Below are 17664 nucleotides of genomic sequence, written 5' to 3'. Positions count from 1 at the left end.
CCGTTTTCTTATTATTAGGATTACTCGAGTAAAATATCCCTCCTACAACAACTCTTCTGTTGTCACTAAATGTTCACAACTTGTTAATAAAAAGTACAAATACTTATTCTATTTTAACAATCTATATGGTACATAGTCTTTAAGCTGTTGTTTTGTGTTTAACATCACAATAGTTTGAAGAGAATGTTTGTAATCAGTGCGCTATAAAAATAATAAAGGAGATCAAAATGGATAAGTCCGAATTATTGTCTACCTTAGATTCAGAAACCAAGTCATCTAAAAGCAAAGCAAATAAACGAAAATGGCGAGAGATAGAAGCCATTCACGACAGACACCGGCTCAAACTAGAATTACGAGAGTTGGGAATGTCAGCGGAAGATGAATTAGAATTATTGTAAATATAAAAGCCCTGAATTTTCAGGGCTTTTTTTATGAGTCACAATATTTGATGAGCCATACTGCAAACTTGGCTTAACTAGAGATTTCTTCTAAACCAGAGTGCCCTTCGACTATAAATTGTTTAGGCATGAAACTGTGTGCTGAGGACTCTTTCATCTCTAAATCAAACACATTAGGCTGACAGTTTTCTTGCAACAAACAACCGTCTGTTACATTCAGGTAGATTTCGTCATAACGTTTTATTTCAGTTTGGCTGACCCTTCGGTAGATATGAGATCGATTTAACTGATTCGGATTGGATAAACCAGCGGATGAAACAAGATCAAAAGTGGCGTGCACCGTTTCTTTGTGAAAACGAGCAATTCGCGTGGCTTTGTCGCCCACAACTAAACCTGAAGCTAAAGCCGGATCTTGAGTGGCAATGCCTGTTGGACACTCATTGGTATGGCAAATCAAGGACTGAACACAACCCAGTGCTACCATCATGCCTCTAGCGCTATTACACATGTCAGCGCCCAAAGCTAAATTTTTAACTAAATGAAAACCGGTAAATGTTTTACCACTAGCAATCACTTTAATCTCTTTTTTCAAACCAAAACCGACTAGTACGTCAACCACAAATACCAGTGCCTCACGAAGTGGCATACCAACAGAATTAGAATATTCTAATGGCGCAGCACCTGTGCCGCCTTCACCACCATCAACAGTGATAAAATCAGGTTGGATTTTTGTTTCAACCATCGCCTTACACAGAGCAACAAATTCGCTTTTTCTGCCGATACATAATTTAAAACCTATTGGTTTCCCACCAGACAAATCCCTCAGTTGTTTAATAAACGCCATCATTTCAAGGGGCGTAGAAAAAGCGGAATGTGTTGGCGGTGATTCAACCCTTGTGCCTGGCTCGACTTGTCTAATTTGGGCTATCTCAATGGTATTCTTGTGGGCAGGTAAAATACCACCATGACCAGGCTTTGCGCCTTGGGATAGCTTAATTTCTATCATCTTGATGTTATCTTTTGTCGCTGTTTTAGCGAAACTATCTTCGTCAAAACCGCCTTCTTTGGTTCTACAACCAAAATAACCCGTTCCAATCTGCCAAACTAAGTCGCCACCATGTTTTAAATGAGAAAGACTCACGCTACCTTCACCCGTATTGTGGAAAAAGCCACCTTGCTTTGCACCTTTGTTTAAGGCTTGTATTGCATTGCCACTTAACGAGCCATAACTCATGGCTGAGATATTAAAAATACTGGCAGAATAAGGCATCAAACAATCTGGACCACCCACATCGACTCTCTGGCTTGGTGTCTCTTTATCGGCATGAATGGCGGCCAAGGAATGACCTATCCATTCATATCCCACGGCTTGAGTGTCTAGCTTAGTGCCATAAGGCACTGAATCAGTTACCCCCTTGGCACGCTGATAAATCACCGACCTAAACATTCTATTGATGGGTACACCGTCGGTTTCAGACTCAAAAAAGTACTGGCGTAGAAATGGTCTAAAAAATTCCATGACCCAGCGCCCGCGCCCTACAAAGGGAAAATTTCGCCTTAGTGCATGTTTGGTTTGATACATATCGTATAAACCAATTAGCGAAGCTGGAATTAAGAATAGGCTCAACCAGATAATATTTGGCCATTTAAAGCTCAGTAATACCATCACTACCCAAGCAGTAACAGTGACTAAAACAAACGTACGTCTCATTTTATGGCCTTATTTTGACGAGTATTGGACAGCCTGAACTTGGGATAATACGCGTTCTAGAAATGATTGTTAGCAGATAAGATCAACATAGCTATCCTAAGTTTCAATATAAAGTGTTATTAAACAAATATATTAGAAAACAATTAAACGACTAAACTTGCCAGTTAACTGGGCTTTTGTTTTGTTGTTTTAAAAGACTATTAGTTTGTGAGAAATGTTTACAACCCAAAAAGCCACGGTGGGCTGACAGAGGTGAAGGATGGGGTGCACTCAGCACATGATGTTTGTGTTTATCTATTACCGCGCCCTTTTTCTGAGCATGACTGCCCCACAACAAAAATACCAATCCGTCACAATGATCATTCAATTGTCGAACAACAGTATCAGTAAATCGTTCCCAACCTATTTTGGAATGTGAATGGGCTTGCCCTTGTTCAACGGTAAGAACTGTATTTAGCAGCAATACTCCCTGCTCTGCCCAACTTTGCAAAAAGCCATGCTGTGGAATGCTAAAACTTGAAATATCGGAAGCTAATTCTTTATAAATATTGACTAATGAAGGGGGCTTTTTAACATTAGGTAATACCGAAAAACACAAACCATGTGCTTGATTAGGGCCGTGGTAAGGGTCTTGACCAAGTATGACTACTTTTACATTTTCAACTTCGGTCAGGGTAAAAGCATTAAATACATCTTGCTCAGGCGGATAGATAGTTTTGCCTGCAGCCCTTTCACTTTGTACAAATTGCATAATCTGCTGGAAATAAGGCTGCTGTTTTTCATGACTTAAAATATCGGCCCAAGTACTCATTGGATATTGTTAACCCAACAAACTAAACAAATGTGCTTTCAATGCTTGATAGTCATTTGCTAGCTCAGCTGACAAACCTTCTTTACCAGCACAGTCAGCCAAGGGTTGTGGCAAACTAATAGGTTGTCCTAAAACGTTTTCGACTGTTTCACGAAATTTAGCCGGATGAGCAGTACCTAAGAAAATACCTGTCTGGCCTTCTTCCATTTTTCTCACCAAGGCTTTATAAGCGATGGCTGCATGAGGCTCACTGACATAACCTAGTTGAGCTAATTGACGCATAGCCACTTGGGTATATTCTTCGTCTACCGTATCGCCAGAGATAACAGATTTGTCCACTAGCCCTTGTTCAATCATGGCTTCAATGCGCGGCCAGTTGTTAGGTTGACTCACATCCATGGCGTTTGACAAAGTCGCTACAGTATCATGAGGTGCCCACTCGCCAGTTTTCAAATAACGTGGAACAGTATCGTTTAAGTTAGTGGCGGCAATAAAATGTTTGACTGGTAGACCCATTACTTTTGCAATCAGGCCTGCAGTTAAGTTACCAAAATTACCGCTAGGTACTGAAATCACTAAATCTTCACGTTCGGCGGGAGTAAGTTGTGACACAGCTTCAAAGTAATAACAAACCTGCGCTGCCAAGCGACTGATATTAATCGAGTTTGCAGAATTTAAGTGTAATCCATCACGTACATCTGGATCATCAAAAGCACTTTTGACTAATTGCTGACAAGCGTCAAAATCGTCTTCAATGGCTACCGTATGGATGTTGCCACCTAGAGTGGTAAATAACTTTTCTTGTAGTTGGCTGATTTTGCCTTTTGGATACAAGATCACTACATTAATATTTTCGATGCCATGAAACGCATGGGCTACAGCGGCACCGGTATCACCCGAGGTAGCTGTTAAAATAGTAATTGGCTGACCATCTGAGATTTCAACCAAACACTGGGCCATAAATCGACCACCAAAGTCTTTGAAGGCTAATGTTGGCCCGTGGAAAAGCTCCAAGATATATACATTATCTTTGACCTTAGCTAAAGGAGCGCCAAACACAAATGCTCGCTCTACTATGCCAGTGACTGTTTCGCGGGGTAATTCATCACCAATTAAGGTCGTTAAAATTTCTACACTGCGTTCTACAAAAGGCATAGCCAATACTGATTCAATATCATCGAATTTAGGTAGTTGTTTTGGGAAAAACAACCCTTGGTTTTTACCTAAGCCCTTTTTTACCGCTTCTGCGAAGCTAGCTTTATCTGATGCATCTTTTAAATTTACGAGTTCCACTTTACTACCTTCCTAATTCTTATATATTGCGCTAGTAATCGGTTACTAGCTCCTATGAAAGCGTTCGCTTTCAAGAGTGGCTTACGGATGCACCACTCATGTCCAGCTGGCAAATATGACTAAAACCTGTGTCATTTTGAATATAGTTATCAGCTAGCCATTGATTAATTATTTTGGCGTTTTCTAAATTATCGCACACAGCAAATACTGTTGGCCCAGAGCCTGAAATACCAAATGCTAACGCGCCGTGTTGTTCAGCAAAAGTACGTGATTCATCGAACCTTGGCAGAAGCGATTTACGATAAGGTTCAGCAATCACATCACACATCATAGCAGCAGCAAGATTTTCATCCTTGCGATATAAAGCATCAGTAAACACGGCCAACTGACGGCCAAACTTAATAGTATCAACCATCGATACCTGTTTTGGCAGAATATCCCGCGCTGCGGCAGTTGATACACTGATACCAGAGTAACAAGAGACCCAATACCAATTTTCAAACACAGGTAATTGTAATGCCACTTGACCTTTGTGTTCGGCCATTAAAGTTAGCCCACCGAGGAAACATGGCGCAACATTATCGTAATGCACACTACCACTGATTTGCCCTTCAAGCTCGCCCATCACCAACAACAATTCATTATCGTTTAACGGCACTTTACCAAAATGCTCGGCAAAGAACTGATTTAAGCCATGTAACGCAGCCACAATGGAGCTAGCGCTAGAACCTAAACCACTGCCAATAGGTAAATGTTTATGCAATGTCATTTTAAGTGCAGGGATAGTACTTTTTGCATGACCTTGTTGCTCTAACACAGCAATAAAGTGCTGATAACATCGGGTAACAATATTGCTGCTTGGATCAGCTGGCAATTTGTCGGCAAAACGTCCTTTGACCACTAGACTGTATGTGTCTGCTATCTCTATATCAACTTCATCACCAAGCAAGCTGCCGTCTATTGGTTTTAATGCCGCACCTAGTAAGTCAAAACCTAAACTTACGTTACCAATTGAAGCAGGCGCATAGGCCCTTAAGATAGATTGTTTCATTTTATCATCTGACATTAGATAGATTGTTTCCAAGGCATAGTGCGCATGACATCGGCGAATACACCAGCCGCAGTTACAGCAGCGCCTGCACCATAACCTCTAATAACATAGGGAATCGGTTGGTAATAATGACTGTGAATAGCCAAGGCATTTTCACCTTCTTTTACCATATACAAAGGATGTGATTCACCCACAGCTTCGATACTGACCACACATTTACCGTGGTCAATTGAACCAACATAACGCAAAACTTTGCCTTCACTTTTCGCTGAAGCTATTTTCTCTGCATAATAGTTATCTAATTCAGGTAAACGAGCCATAAATTCTTCTATACTGCCACTGGCATCAAAAGAAGCGGGTAATACTGGTTCAATTGTGATGTCTGATAACTCAAGGGTTAAGCCTGATTCACGGGCCATAATCAAAAGTTTTCTGGCCACGTCCATACCACTCAAATCATCACGAGGGTCAGGTTCAGTAAACCCATTCTTTTTAGCAATTTCGGTGGCTTCTGACAAGCTCAAGCCTTCGTCCAACTTCCCAAATACAAAAGACAACGAACCGGATAAAATACCTTCAAAGCGAACTAATTCATCGCCTGCATAAAACAAGTTTTGTAAATTATCAATAACAGGTAAACCAGCGCCTACTGTCGTTTCATACAAAAATTGGCGATTAGTCTTCTGCGCGGTTTCTCTTAATAACTGATAAAACTCTGTGCTTGCAGTATTGGCCTTTTTGTTAGGCGTAACTACATGGAAACCATCTAACATCATCTGCGGATATTGTTCAGCAATTTGTGTACTGCTAGTACAGTCGATTATAACGGGGTTAACCAAACTATTATCATGAATAAAGTTTTTCAAATTTTCGATAGTGAACTGTTTATCGCTTTGCTCTAATTCTTCCAGCCAAGGTGAATTTAAATCAATACCCGCCGATTGCAGCAACAGCTTCTTACTATTGGCAATACCATACACTTTTAAGCTAATATTTTTTTCCAACAAAGCAGCTTGCTGGCGAGCGATTTGGGCTAGTAGTTCTTTTCCTACACTACCGCAGCCCACTAAGAACGCATCTATGGCATGTAGGTTAGAGAAAAAATTCTGATGCACGACTTTAACGGCTTTCTTCGCTTTACTGGACTCTATGACAGTAGAAATAGAACGTTCAGACGAGCCCTGAGCGATTGCCACATTATTCACTCTTGCTTGTGCAAGGGAACTAAAGAACTTAGCAGCTAAACCTTTTGAGTGACGCATGCCGTCACCAACCAAAGTAACAATGGCCAATTCATGACGCACTTCAATAGGGTCTAGTAATTGATTACTGAGTTCTAGGGCAAATGAATCTTCTAATAAATCCTGTGCCCGACTCGCATCTTTGCTGTGAATACAAAAACTGATGCTGTATTCAGATGAAGACTGAGTAATTAAACTAATAGAGATGTTTGCGTTAGACATGATTTCGAACACGCGGCTAGCCATGCCTACCATGCCCTTCATACCCGGACCAGCGACATTAAACATGGTCATATCATCTAAGTGCGAAATACCTTTAACGCTTGTCCATTTTGTACTGGCTTCATTACTGATTAATGTACCCGGCGCTGATGGGTTAAGGGTATTGCGAATTAAACAAGGGATATGATGCTGCGCGATGGGACCAATCGTTTTGGGGTGTAATACTTTCGCGCCAAAATAAGACAACTCCATTGCTTCTTGATAAGTCAGTTTATCAAGTAATACCGCACCTTCAACTTGGTTAGGATCTGCGTTATACACACCATCAACATCGGTCCAAATCTCACAACATTCAGCACCAATACAAGCAGCTAAAATTGCAGCAGAATAATCTGAACCATTACGACCTAAGGTGACTTTTTCACCGGCTTCATTTACCGCAACAAAACCCGGCATAATTAAGATTTGTTCACCTGAAATATCTACATCACTAAATCGGGCTTTACTCGCAGATACATCGGCAATGCTGTCTAAATAATCACCTTCAGCGATAATATATTTAACCGGATCAATAATGCTATTGGCGTGACCTAAGGTGGTTAAAATTTCACTGAAAATATTCACACTGATGTATTCACCAATGCTCAACACTTTAGCTACAACTTGCTCAGGCGCACAGCGTAGCAATGCAAACCCTTCTAAATGCTGATTAAGGTCATTTAACGTGTGTTGAATAAACTCAGCTAATTTAGCTTGAGAGAAATTAGGTACGTTTGTTTGCAAGTCTTCTAAAATACCAAACAAAACCATATTCAATTTGGCAAATAGCTCACCGTAATCCTTGCCCGATGCGGCTTCATCACACAAAAGTGACAAGGCATTGGTCACGCCCTTTGGAGCAGACAACACAACTGCCGCACCTGTTTCGGTATGACATGCGAGACTAATGTCTTTTACTCTTAAGTAACGTTCTGCATCAGCGAGAGACGATCCGCCAAACTTCAATACCTTCATTTTTACTTCCTTAACTGTTTTCAACACACAATATTTATTACGTATTTTTGAGCATCCAGATAACAAAAAAGCCCGCTGTGGTTGCGGGCTTTTAATGTGTAATGCGTTTGCACTAGCCGGCGACCACCTCATCGAGGGTGGTAATCATCATGCTGGTAATGCGGAATGTATTTGTTTTCATAGACTCAATTTGCCGTATAGACGTCTATAAGTCAACCGACAGTTAACGATGTTTTGTTATTTGATATAGCTGCTTTGTTGTAAGTAATAAAAGCTGGATTATATTGCTGCTAATTTTGCTGAGTTTTATTACGCAAACGACACAAAAATATAATCGGTTATAGTTTTATTAGAAAAAACAAATCGCTTGCCTACAGTTATAAATACTATTTAGCTGAAGCTTTTTCCAACTAATTGAAAGTTTCGCTGCCCTATATTTTCTAAATAACCTGAACTCTGGTTGAATACTACTTCCTATCTAATATTACCGGACCTGGACCCAAGGCTTCCAACTCATCGTCTGGATTATAAATAGGGCAGTTTTGCATCGATAAGCAGCCGCAACCTATACAACCATCTAGTGAATCACGAAGTTTAGTTAACGAATTGATTTGTTGATCGAGTTGTTGCTGCCAACGTTTTGATAACTGCGCCCAGTCTTTTTTATCTGGGGTGCGTTCATTTGGCATGCCTAAGAAGGTTTGATGAATACTTTGTAGGCTGATACCTAATCTTTGGGCTGCTTTTATTACTGAGATTCGACGTAACACATCTCGCTTGTAACGCCTTTGATTACCTTGATTACGCCAACTTCTAATCAAGCCTTTTTGTTCATAGAAGTGCAAAGTAGACACTTTCACTCCTGTGCGCCCGGCCACGTACCCAACGGACAAATTTGCGTCTTCCATATCTTCACCCTATCAATCAACAAGTGAGTTGAATATAGATAAAAAAACGCTTTACCTCAAGTTAACATGAGGTATTAACATGTGTTTATTGAATAAACACATTGCAACAACTACGAGGAAAATATTATGAAAAATCTGATAAACACAATCAAGAGTCACCTTAAAAACATCCCTAAAAAAATCATAGACACCTACAATGGCACTATGTATTTGAAGTAAGAATTAGTTTTAAAGTATTCATTGTTAACTAAGGAATAGCTAACCAAAGTAGTGCCAAAGAAGATATAAAACCTACTCCCCAAAAAGCACTACGTAATAGGTGTTTGTCAGCGTAATATGCCAAAAGGTAAGCGAATCGTGACACAACAAAGGCAATAGCCAAATATTCGGTTAAATGGCCTGCGTTATTAGTGATAAGTACCGCGAGCGCGCCAGGAGTAAACATGATTAAGGCTTCAAAACAGTTCTCGTGAGCCGCTTTAGCTCTCGCGCCAAAACCTGACAAAGATTTTTGTTGCTCTCTCGGGTTTCGATTATCATAGCCACCGGCTTTATTCATAGCCCAAGCTAAAGGCACTTTAGCAATCATCGGCATTAAGGTTGCGATAAATAAGCAGATCATAATGATGGTCATAGTAGGCCCTATAATTTGACTAGTTAACATTCACCATCGAGGGTAAAACAGAAGTAGATTGAAGAAAATCAATTTGTTGAATCAGTTGAAAATAGTGGCGCCTTCAGTTGAAACAATTATCCAACCTGACTGGGCCGCTCAGCAAGAAATAACACTCACGGTAAAACGTGATGATTTACTGCACCCAGTCATATCAGGTAATAAATGGCGCAAGCTAAAACATGCGTTATTACCTGCGATTGAAGCCAACACCAAACATATCATCAGTTTTGGTGGCGGTTTTTCAAATCATCTACACGCTTTAGGTTATTGCTGCCACACTCTCAATATTCGATTCACTGCCATCATAAGGGGGGATTATTCACAAAACCCTAGCCCGATGTTGCTAGATTTAATCAGTTGGAACACCGATATTCTATATGTTGACCGAAAAACATATCAACAACGAGCCGAACCTAATTATCTAAAATTACTGCAGCATCAATATCCCGATGCTTTAGTTATCCCAGAAGGGGGCTCACAGTTACAAGCGCTGCAAGGCGTTGAGGAAATCATTCAAGAACTGCAAAGTCAGTATGATTATATTTTGGCTCCAGTAGCCAGCGGTGGCACCCTTGCTGGGTTAATTCAAGGAGCAACAAAAGACCTCAAACAACATAATTGCCAAGTATTAGGTATTGGCGTGTTAAAAGGTGAAGGTTATCTAGAACAACTAGTAAAGGATTTACTAAGGAATGATACCGACACCAACAACTGGCAAATCAATCACAACTATCATTTTGGGGGTTACGCTAAGTCTAATTATGAACTTACCCAGTTTTGCCACGATTTTTATCAACAAACCGAGATTGAAATTGAGCCTGTTTATAGTGGAAAACTATTTTTCGCATTACAAGACCTGATTAACAAGGGATTCTTTCCCAAAAAAAGTCGTATCTTGGCGTTACATACCGGAGGTTTGCAGGGTGCGAGGTAAGTCATCATTGATTTACGCTCCAAAGATACGTAAATTGTTAGTCATTAAGCTCTTCCATTAAAAAGCCACCTTACAAAGATGTTTTATTGTTTATTCAAATCTAGTTTTTCTTGCCCTACTTTCAGCCATGACTCGTTAAGCAAATGATACCTTTCAACATTTTTCACAGGTTTTTATGAACTGGCTTGAATGGCTGCAAGGATTTGCCGGCGCTTCTCCACAGGAATGGGTCGCAACAGTCTCTGGCTTTATCTGCGTTTACTTAGTCATAAAACGAAATATCTGGTGTTTTGCTTTTGGCTTTGTACAAGTCAGTATTTACACATGGATCTTTTATGACGTGAAGCTGTATTCAGATATGGCATTACACGTGTTTTATATTGGTTTTCAAATATATGGTTGGTTTCTATGGAAAAATACACAGGATACAACCGGCCACGTGATAGTGAACCCAGGAACAGCCAAAGAATATGTGCTGTGGCTTATCGCTATTGTAGGTAGTACTAGTTTACTCGGCACAATAATGGCCCTCTATACTGACGCTAGTTTCCCCTACCCTGATGCGTTTACCACTTGTGCAAGTTTGGCAGCCCAATGGTTATTGTCACATAAAAAATTATTGAACTGGACGGTATGGATTATCGTAGACATAGTGGCGATCGCCATATATTGGCAGAAGGGTCTATTCCCAACTTCAGCTTTGTACGCCTGTTTCTTAGTCATGGCGATTATCGGTCAATGGCAATGGTATAAACACTTAACCCTAAATTCATATAAAGGCTCGTGCATTTCGTGATCAAAAAAATTGTATTTTTAGGTGGCCCGTCTACCGGTAAAACCACCTTGTGTGAAACACTCGCCAAAGAACTAGGCACAGTCACAGTGCCGGAATATGGACGCGAGTATTGGATAACTCACCAAGTCGACAGGCGATTAACCCCAGAACAACTATTGCATATTGCTCAAACCCAAAACCATTTGGAAGACCAAGCAACCGCAAGGGCTAACAAGTTTTTGTTCTGTGATACCAGCGCGTTTACTACCTGGCATTTTGCTCTGCATTACCACCAAGTGGCATTGCCAGAGTTAGAAAGGCTCGCTAAAGCATGTTGGCAACGATATGACTTAGTGGTGTTATGTGATGATGATATCCCTTACGATGATACGTGGGAGCGTTCGGGCGACGCAAATCGTCACGAATTTCAAGTTTTTAACCGTCAATATCTAAAAGAATATGGCATTAAACACATACTGGTATCAGGTAATCTCGAACAAAGAAAACAAGCGGTTCTCACATCTCTTGCTTTAGCACCAATGGAAATGTGTACTAGTTAATTAAGGATCTTGCGCCTGGTTTTTCAATATTCAACTTGCACCACAATAAATTACTGCTAGCATTCAACTTTTATTACAACCTTGCTTAATTAGGAACTAACCATGTCCCGAGTTTTGATTATTGGCGCTGGTGGCGTAGCTGCAGTTACCATAAAAAAGTGTGCTCGTTTACCCGAGTTATTTGATGAAATTTATCTTGCTAGCCGCACAGTTTCAAAATGTGAAGCACTGCAAAAAGAAGTGGGAATAGACAGAGTCAAAGGTGTGTTTGCAGTTGATGCCGATCATGCCAGTGAAGTGGTTGCAGTGATCAACCAAGTTAAGCCTGACTTGGTGGTAAACTTAGCTCTGCCTTACCAAGACTTAGCCATAATGGATGCATGTTTAGAAACCGGCGTAGACTACTTAGATACAGCCAATTATGAACCTAAAGATGTGGCTAAATTCGAATATTCTTGGCAATGGGCTTACCAAGAAAAATTCCAAAAAGCTGGTTTGATGGCACTATTAGGCAGTGGATTTGATCCCGGTGTGACTAATGTTTATACGGCTTATGCAGCTAAACACTACTTTGATGAAATTCATTACCTCGATATTGTCGACTGTAATGGCGGCGATCACGGTCAGGCCTTTGCGACTAACTTCAACCCTGAAATCAACATTCGTGAAATCACTCAGCGTGGACGCTTTTACGAAAATGGTGAGTGGAAAGAAACGGACCCATTAAGTGTACGTGAAGATCTTGATTACCAAAATATAGGCGTACGAGCGTCATATTTGATGTTCCATGAAGAATTAGAGTCTCTGGTTAAACACTTCCCTACCCTTAAACGCGCACGTTTTTGGATGACCTTTGGTGACGCTTATTTAACCCACTTAAAAGTACTCGAAGGCATAGGCATGACCAGTATTGCGCCTATCAATTTCCAAGGCCAACAAATTGTACCTTTAGAGTTTTTGAAAGCTGTACTGCCTGATCCAGGTTCACTAGCTGACGGATATACCGGTCAAACCTGTATCGGTACCTACATAACAGGCGTAAAAGATGGCCAAGAAAAAACCATCTTTATCTATAACAATTGTGAACACGCCAAGTGTCATGAAGAAGTAGGCGCTCAGGCTGTGTCTTATACTACTGGCGTCCCCGCCATGATTGGCGCGTCCTTGATGTTAAATGGCACATGGAAAAAACCAGGTGTATGGAATATGGAGCAGTTCGATCCCGATCCCTTTATGGAGATGCTAAACATTCACGGTTTGCCTTGGCATGTGATCGAATGTGACGAAAGTCCCTTTAAGAGATAAAAACAGCTTAGAGTTTCTAGCTGCCAGTAACGAGTTAAAAACTCTCGTAGCTCTTAGTTCAAAAGGTTTTGCCTCATTAGTAAAGCCTTTTTACTTTAATTCTCATATTGGCAAAGCGATCCTTTGCAGCCAATTTAAATAGTAACCAAAAGTAGCCTTTTTTATGCAAGATCCTATGTTAAACCCAGCTATCCCTAGCCCTTGTTATGTATGTGAAGAGACTGCACTTGAAGCTAATTTACAGCTCATGCAGCGTGTCCAAAGTGAGAGTGGTGTAGAGATTATTTTAGCGCTCAAAGGTTTTTCTATGTGGTCAACCTTTGGACTCATAAAGCAGTATTTACAAGGCTCAACCGCCAGTGCAGTATGGGAAGCAAGGCTAGGAAAAGAAGAAATAGGCAAACAAGTACATGCCTACTCTCCCGCCTTTAAACCTAACGATATCAATGAATTAGTAAATTTAGTTAATCACATATCTTTTAATAGTTTAGGCCAGTGGAACAGATACAAAGATCAAATATTACAAGCAGGTGTGTCTGCAGGATTAAGAGTCAATCCTGAGCATAGTGAAACAGAAACCGCATTATATGATCCCAGCGCACCAGGCTCGCGATTGGGTATCAAAGCCAAAGATCTTGAAGGTGCAGATTTAACTGGCATTGAGGGATTCCATATTCATAATTTGTGCGAATGTGATTCTTTTGCCACAGAGCGCACTATTAAAGCGGTAGAGCAAAAGTTTGCACACTGGTTACCCCATTTAAAATGGATTAATCTTGGTGGTGGGCACCTTATGACCCGAGACGGGTACGACGTCGAACACCTTATTCAGACCTTAAAAGCATTTAAACAACGTCACCCGCATCTAACCGTTATCCTTGAACCGGGTTCGGCAGTCGCATGGCAAACAGGTTGTTTAGTGACTGAAGTAGTCGATATAGTCGAAAATGATGGTAAAATAGCCATATTAGATATGTCAGCCACGGCTCACATGCCAGATGTATTAGAAATGCCCTATCGCCCAGAAGTACATGGCGCAGGTAAAGCAGGTGAGAAACCTTACACTTATCGGTTTGGCGGTAACTCTTGTTTAGCCGGTGATGCCATTGATTTATATAGTTTTGATCATGAATTACAAATAGGTGAGCGGATAATATTTGAAGATATGATCCACTACACTATGGTCAAAACCACCTTCTTTAACGGGGTGGAACACCCCTCAATTGGGCTAATTCACAAAGACGGTAGCTTTGAGCTGGTGCGTAAGTTTGAGTATGAAGATTTCAAAAATAAGCTGTCCTAAATTTTTGTTTGGCCACTGAATAAAAACAAATGGCCAGACAACGTCTGGCCTTTTTTTATAATTGTTGAACCACACCAAAAGCGATGATGCTTTTAGCTGTACTGATATTATCTAGGTCTGTGAATAAATCACCATTTTGCCCTGAGTGATGACCATGACCAATCAAAGAAAATAACGCCTCACCTGTCACACTGGTATCGATATCTGCTGCATAAATCAATGAGGGTTGTCCTGATGAACCGCTGCCACTATAAACAGGATCTTGCGGATACCTGTCCTTAGAATAATAAGCATTAAAGTCATATGTACGGTTAACTTCCATCAACACTTTATATTTTGCAGCTGTTTGTTTGGGTAACAATAACAAATGGTCACTTTTAGGTGTAGCAGCGGTAAAACCGTCATATTTTGTCGAACCAACCTCTGGTACATACAAGCCATCTTTTGATGGGCCGGCACTGCGATGTCCCCAATAAGGCAAGGCTTCGGGGCGACGGATCACTTCTGGCTCTTCTGGTTTAGGCCTAAAACTAGAATTCGACAGTTTATTGGTAACGTATAAGGTTTTAACGAAGTTGCCTTGTTGATCTTCTATCCAAATAGCAATTTGCGGCGTGGCGGTGTAACTAAAACCTAAAAATAAAGGTTGTGGTTCAGACTGATAATGCTGCCCTGCTTTGACAAAAACCGACAAGCCACCCGATTGACCACCAGACAAATCCACTAACGAAAAGTCACCTTCTCGTACCGAACCTGCCGAGCGCAGGTTTTGACCAAATTTAATCACACTGACAAAAGGCGCTAAATCAACAATGATCCCGTAAGACACAGGGGCAACCCCCAGTAGCACTAAAATAAAAGCCAACTTGCCCTGCTTAATGCTTAGGTGACGTGTATAAGCCTTCCAATTATTTTTTAAATGCCAACCCACACCAACAATGACCAAAATTGAAGCCCATACATGCAATGAGGCAGTAAAATAGCCGTATTCAGTGCTATATAACAATACGCCTGACACCAACAACACCATAAACGCCACAGACATGACCACAGTAACTACTAATCGAATATTTAACTTCAAGGATATTTCTCCCGCTGTTTCCCAAATGACCAAAATTAAAACTTGGTTAAACCAAATCGTTGGAAAAAGTATCAATCAGAAACCCTATGTTTACCTAGTGCCGATAGGTGTAAAACAGAGATCGGAACGTCAAACTTAGAGTTAATTCTGTTGTTGTTGTCGAAATTGAGAAGGTGTCATGCCGGTATGTTTTTTAAACGCGGTATTAAAGGCGGTTTTACTGTTAAAGCCAATTTGAGCAAAAATGCTTTGAATACTTAAAGGCTCACCTTGGGCACTTAATAAAAGTTTCGCTTGTTGAATTCGTAGAGAATTAACAAAATCAGTGTAATTAGTCTGAAAATGTTGATTAATCACTGAAGACAAATCACGACTCGGCAAGCCAACTTGCTCGGCCAATCGCTCTAAGGTTAAGTTCTTTTGAAACTGGGGTTGATGCAGTTCAAGGTAGTTTTGCAGCGTACTGGTATTTTTATCGAGCTTGCTCTTTAGGTTTTGTTCCGCCGTTATTTTTTGCCCATGCTCAGTCAAAAATTGCGCAGCAACCAATTGCATAAACCAAACAAATAAAGACACCACACAAAACAACTCCAAAACCAATAAAGAAGTGACGCTTGACTCAACCGGCATCACGCCAGATACAATCAATATTGCTGACAATGAGCGCCAAGACCAATAAACGGCATAACAAAGTAATACTGCGCGCAACAACCAATGGGATTGTAAAATGTTATCTTTATACCTTATCCACAAGCCAATTAACAAAGCCACAAACACTAGTTTTAATATACTCGCCAAGCCAAATAAACCATTTACAGCACAATAGGTTCGCTCACTACAGCGAGACTCAAGGTTAGTGTTCAAACAATATTGCATTGAGGGGCACATATAGAAATCAGCAAAAACATACCGATACATAAAATACAGCATGATAATCACACTAAGTATTAAGTAGCTTTTTTCAAGCCAGGTAAAATAAGCCGCACTGCGTAGTTTGCTTCGCAACAAGGTCATTACTGCAAGAGGAGTGAGAAAATGTATTATGTTCGCAGCCACCATAAGCGGCGAATCTAGAACGGCTTGAGATGCATGGTAGATGGAGTTTTGAAAATAGCTAAACAACATAAATATCGCAAAAGCATTGGCAACTCCTGCGATAACAAACCAGCGACTATCAACTATGAGTGTGCGGAAATACCAAGCAGCTCCAACCAATAAACATGAAAAAATAAAGTTTAATAGTAAAACGGCATCGGCTGCATTGAAGATAAAATCGAACATTAAGTTTGTCTTTAGGTTTTATGAAACTACTGGAACACAGCACTAAGTGCCTACACATGGCACAGGATCATGCCCTATTTCTATCACTTTATCCATTGACACTGAAACTTAGTTAAATAAAGTAAAGAGCTTCGAATAATTTCATAAGTAACTGATGTTATTGTAAATTCGTAGATTAATTTATGTTTAATAAGGGTAAGGACAAGCAATCCAATCGTCATGCTGTACATTCTTTTTGTCAAATACACTTGACAAAAACTATTTTAAAACTAAACTCACCTTAAAAGTAAAGCTTATTTTACTTTATGACTTGAGAGTTTGACTTATGAATGACATTAAACACGACGATATGGACTGTACACAACAGAATAAGACTCAACTTTTGAGTCTTGCATTATGGACTTTAGCTTGGGTAGCCAGTACCGCCTTATTGAGATTTGGCGCTGAATACATTTGGGATTACCATCCTGCTTATTCAATTTCTGCTTTGATTACTCACCTAGCGTTAGGCTTCGCTATGATCATGGTGAACGTTAAACATTTAGCAAACCTTGACGAATTACAACGCAAAATTACCATGGATGCCATGGGCATAACCCTAGGGGTGGGTTTGATAGCCGGTATTGCTTATGAGCAATTGGAAGATATAAAACTGATAACCTTCGAGCCAGAAATCAGCCATCTAATAATGATAATGGGCATCACATATATCCTCAGTATTTTAATCGGCAATGGAAAATACAAATGAAGAACCGATTAAAAGTACTTCGCGCTGAACGAGACTGGACTCAAGCTGATTTAGCTAACGCTCTGCAGGTCTCACGTCAAACGGCCAATGCAATCGAAAAAGGCAAGTTTGATCCCAGCTTACCTTTAGCATTTAAAATTGCTCGGCTGTTCAATTTAACAGTTGAAGATATATTTATTGATGATGAGAAAACATAGCAAAAAAGTTTTCGACACTATTAAAATATAAGCCTCAGGCTAAATAACCCCAGATCTGCTTAAGCAACGATCATAGCGTTAAGCTCTACGTCAGTTAAATTAAGGGATGGCTTATCTTTCTTTAAGCAATAAGCCACTAATCCTGCCAGTAAATT

At 40.3% G+C, this 17664-nt stretch carries 17 protein-coding genes and 1 pseudogene; 8 read left to right on the top strand and 10 right to left on the bottom strand.

Annotated elements, in window-relative coordinates; genetic code table 11:
* Window positions 1-227: 227 nt before the first annotated feature.
* Window positions 228-398, top strand: a complete 171-nt coding sequence (locus QZ488_RS05270; protein ID WP_293746758.1) for a DUF3545 family protein — start codon at window positions 228-230, stop codon at window positions 396-398.
* 73 nt (window positions 399-471) lie between these two features.
* Here the strand turns inward: QZ488_RS05270 and QZ488_RS05265 are convergent, their stop codons facing one another.
* From QZ488_RS05265 to QZ488_RS05235, 7 genes are all read right to left on the bottom strand, one after another.
* Window positions 472-2109 (bottom strand): FMN-binding glutamate synthase family protein, encoded by a 1638-nt coding sequence (locus QZ488_RS05265; RefSeq protein WP_293746757.1) that lies wholly within the window; start codon window positions 2107-2109, stop codon window positions 472-474.
* Window positions 2110-2260: 151 nt separating this feature from the next.
* The gene (gene ung, locus QZ488_RS05260) at window positions 2261-2920 is read right to left on the bottom strand and encodes a uracil-DNA glycosylase (RefSeq protein WP_293746756.1); all 660 of its coding nucleotides are present in this window, start codon (window positions 2918-2920) and stop codon (window positions 2261-2263) included.
* Between the two features lie 9 nt (window positions 2921-2929).
* Entirely contained in the window at window positions 2930-4213 is a 1284-nt protein-coding gene (gene thrC, locus QZ488_RS05255) for a threonine synthase (protein WP_293746755.1), read from the bottom strand.
* 70 nt (window positions 4214-4283) lie between these two features.
* Complete coding sequence (thrB, locus tag QZ488_RS05250; protein ID WP_293746754.1) at window positions 4284-5279, bottom strand: homoserine kinase; 996 nt, start codon at window positions 5277-5279, stop codon at window positions 4284-4286.
* Complete coding sequence (thrA, locus tag QZ488_RS05245; RefSeq protein ID WP_293746753.1) at window positions 5279-7873, bottom strand: bifunctional aspartate kinase/homoserine dehydrogenase I; 2595 nt, start codon at window positions 7871-7873, stop codon at window positions 5279-5281. Before thrA ends, thrB begins: the two co-directional genes overlap by 1 nt.
* A 335-nt stretch (window positions 7874-8208) precedes the next feature.
* Window positions 8209-8649: a redox-sensitive transcriptional activator SoxR gene (gene soxR, locus QZ488_RS05240; protein WP_293746752.1), complete on the bottom strand. Its 441-nt coding sequence runs from the start codon at window positions 8647-8649 to the stop codon at window positions 8209-8211.
* 247 nt (window positions 8650-8896) lie between these two features.
* A complete protein-coding gene (locus QZ488_RS05235; RefSeq protein ID WP_293746751.1) occupies window positions 8897-9283 on the bottom strand; it encodes an MAPEG family protein in 387 nt (128 codons plus the stop codon).
* Between the two features lie 76 nt (window positions 9284-9359).
* On the opposite strand from QZ488_RS05235, the gene QZ488_RS05230 reads away from it, so the two are divergent.
* The 5 genes from QZ488_RS05230 (at window position 9360) to nspC (ending at window position 14202) form a co-directional block, all read left to right on the top strand.
* Window positions 9360-10259: a pyridoxal-phosphate dependent enzyme gene (locus QZ488_RS05230; protein ID WP_293746750.1), complete on the top strand. Its 900-nt coding sequence runs from the start codon at window positions 9360-9362 to the stop codon at window positions 10257-10259.
* Between the two features lie 175 nt (window positions 10260-10434).
* On the top strand, window positions 10435-11055 hold the full coding sequence (pnuC, locus tag QZ488_RS05225; RefSeq protein WP_293746749.1) for a nicotinamide riboside transporter PnuC: 621 nt from the start codon (window positions 10435-10437) through the stop codon (window positions 11053-11055).
* A complete protein-coding gene (locus QZ488_RS05220; RefSeq protein ID WP_293746748.1) occupies window positions 11052-11594 on the top strand; it encodes an ATP-binding protein in 543 nt (180 codons plus the stop codon). The genes pnuC and QZ488_RS05220 overlap by 4 nt, the downstream gene beginning before the upstream one ends.
* 102 nt (window positions 11595-11696) lie before the next feature.
* Complete coding sequence (locus QZ488_RS05215; protein WP_293746747.1) at window positions 11697-12899, top strand: saccharopine dehydrogenase family protein; 1203 nt, start codon at window positions 11697-11699, stop codon at window positions 12897-12899.
* A gap of 163 nt (window positions 12900-13062) precedes the next feature.
* Window positions 13063-14202, top strand: coding sequence for a carboxynorspermidine decarboxylase (gene nspC / locus QZ488_RS05210; protein ID WP_293746746.1), 1140 nt, complete (start codon window positions 13063-13065; stop codon window positions 14200-14202).
* A 55-nt stretch (window positions 14203-14257) separates the two neighbouring features.
* Here the strand turns inward: nspC and QZ488_RS05205 are convergent, their stop codons facing one another.
* The gene (locus QZ488_RS05205) at window positions 14258-15283 is read right to left on the bottom strand and encodes a DUF4405 domain-containing protein (protein WP_293746745.1); all 1026 of its coding nucleotides are present in this window, start codon (window positions 15281-15283) and stop codon (window positions 14258-14260) included.
* 141 nt (window positions 15284-15424) lie between these two features.
* Window positions 15425-16564: a helix-turn-helix domain-containing protein gene (locus tag QZ488_RS05200; RefSeq protein WP_293746744.1), complete on the bottom strand. Its 1140-nt coding sequence runs from the start codon at window positions 16562-16564 to the stop codon at window positions 15425-15427.
* A gap of 325 nt (window positions 16565-16889) precedes the next feature.
* Here QZ488_RS05200 and QZ488_RS05195 point away from each other — a divergent pair, with 325 nt between their 5' ends.
* The gene (locus tag QZ488_RS05195) at window positions 16890-17312 is read left to right on the top strand and encodes a hypothetical protein (protein ID WP_293746743.1); all 423 of its coding nucleotides are present in this window, start codon (window positions 16890-16892) and stop codon (window positions 17310-17312) included.
* Window positions 17309-17509 carry a helix-turn-helix transcriptional regulator gene (locus tag QZ488_RS05190; protein ID WP_293746742.1) on the top strand — a complete coding sequence of 67 codons (201 nt, stop codon included), beginning with the start codon at window positions 17309-17311 and terminating at the stop codon, window positions 17507-17509. Before QZ488_RS05195 ends, QZ488_RS05190 begins: the two co-directional genes overlap by 4 nt.
* A 59-nt stretch (window positions 17510-17568) precedes the next feature.
* Here QZ488_RS05190 and QZ488_RS05185 read toward each other — a convergent pair.
* Window positions 17569-17664 (bottom strand): annotated as a pseudogene (locus QZ488_RS05185) (IS982 family transposase); the annotation flags it as partial.

This window comes from uncultured Paraglaciecola sp. (assembly GCF_913020055.1).
Taxonomy (GTDB): Bacteria; Pseudomonadota; Gammaproteobacteria; order Enterobacterales; family Alteromonadaceae; genus Paraglaciecola.
This window is presented reverse-complemented; position numbering and strand designations above follow the sequence as displayed.

Excerpts from the sequence above, each read along its gene's own strand:
- QZ488_RS05270 (WP_293746758.1), top strand. The coding sequence starts at position 228 with ATGGATAAGTCCGAATTATTGTCTACCTTAGATTCAGAAACCAAGTCA.
- QZ488_RS05265 (WP_293746757.1), bottom strand. The coding sequence starts at position 2,109 with ATGAGACGTACGTTTGTTTTAGTCACTGTTACTGCTTGGGTAGTGATG.
- ung (WP_293746756.1), bottom strand. The coding sequence starts at position 2,920 with ATGAGTACTTGGGCCGATATTTTAAGTCATGAAAAACAGCAGCCTTAT.
- thrB (WP_293746754.1), bottom strand. The coding sequence starts at position 5,279 with ATGTCAGATGATAAAATGAAACAATCTATCTTAAGGGCCTATGCGCCT.
- thrA (WP_293746753.1), bottom strand. The coding sequence starts at position 7,873 with ATGAGGTGGTCGCCGGCTAGTGCAAACGCATTACACATTAAAAGCCCG.
- soxR (WP_293746752.1), bottom strand. The coding sequence starts at position 8,649 with ATGGAAGACGCAAATTTGTCCGTTGGGTACGTGGCCGGGCGCACAGGA.
- QZ488_RS05235 (WP_293746751.1), bottom strand. The coding sequence starts at position 9,283 with ATGACCATCATTATGATCTGCTTATTTATCGCAACCTTAATGCCGATG.
- pnuC (WP_293746749.1), top strand. The coding sequence starts at position 10,435 with ATGAACTGGCTTGAATGGCTGCAAGGATTTGCCGGCGCTTCTCCACAG.
- QZ488_RS05215 (WP_293746747.1), top strand. The coding sequence starts at position 11,697 with ATGTCCCGAGTTTTGATTATTGGCGCTGGTGGCGTAGCTGCAGTTACC.
- nspC (WP_293746746.1), top strand. The coding sequence starts at position 13,063 with ATGCAAGATCCTATGTTAAACCCAGCTATCCCTAGCCCTTGTTATGTA.
- QZ488_RS05200 (WP_293746744.1), bottom strand. The coding sequence starts at position 16,564 with ATGTTCGATTTTATCTTCAATGCAGCCGATGCCGTTTTACTATTAAAC.
- QZ488_RS05195 (WP_293746743.1), top strand. The coding sequence starts at position 16,890 with ATGAATGACATTAAACACGACGATATGGACTGTACACAACAGAATAAG.
- QZ488_RS05190 (WP_293746742.1), top strand. The coding sequence starts at position 17,309 with ATGAAGAACCGATTAAAAGTACTTCGCGCTGAACGAGACTGGACTCAA.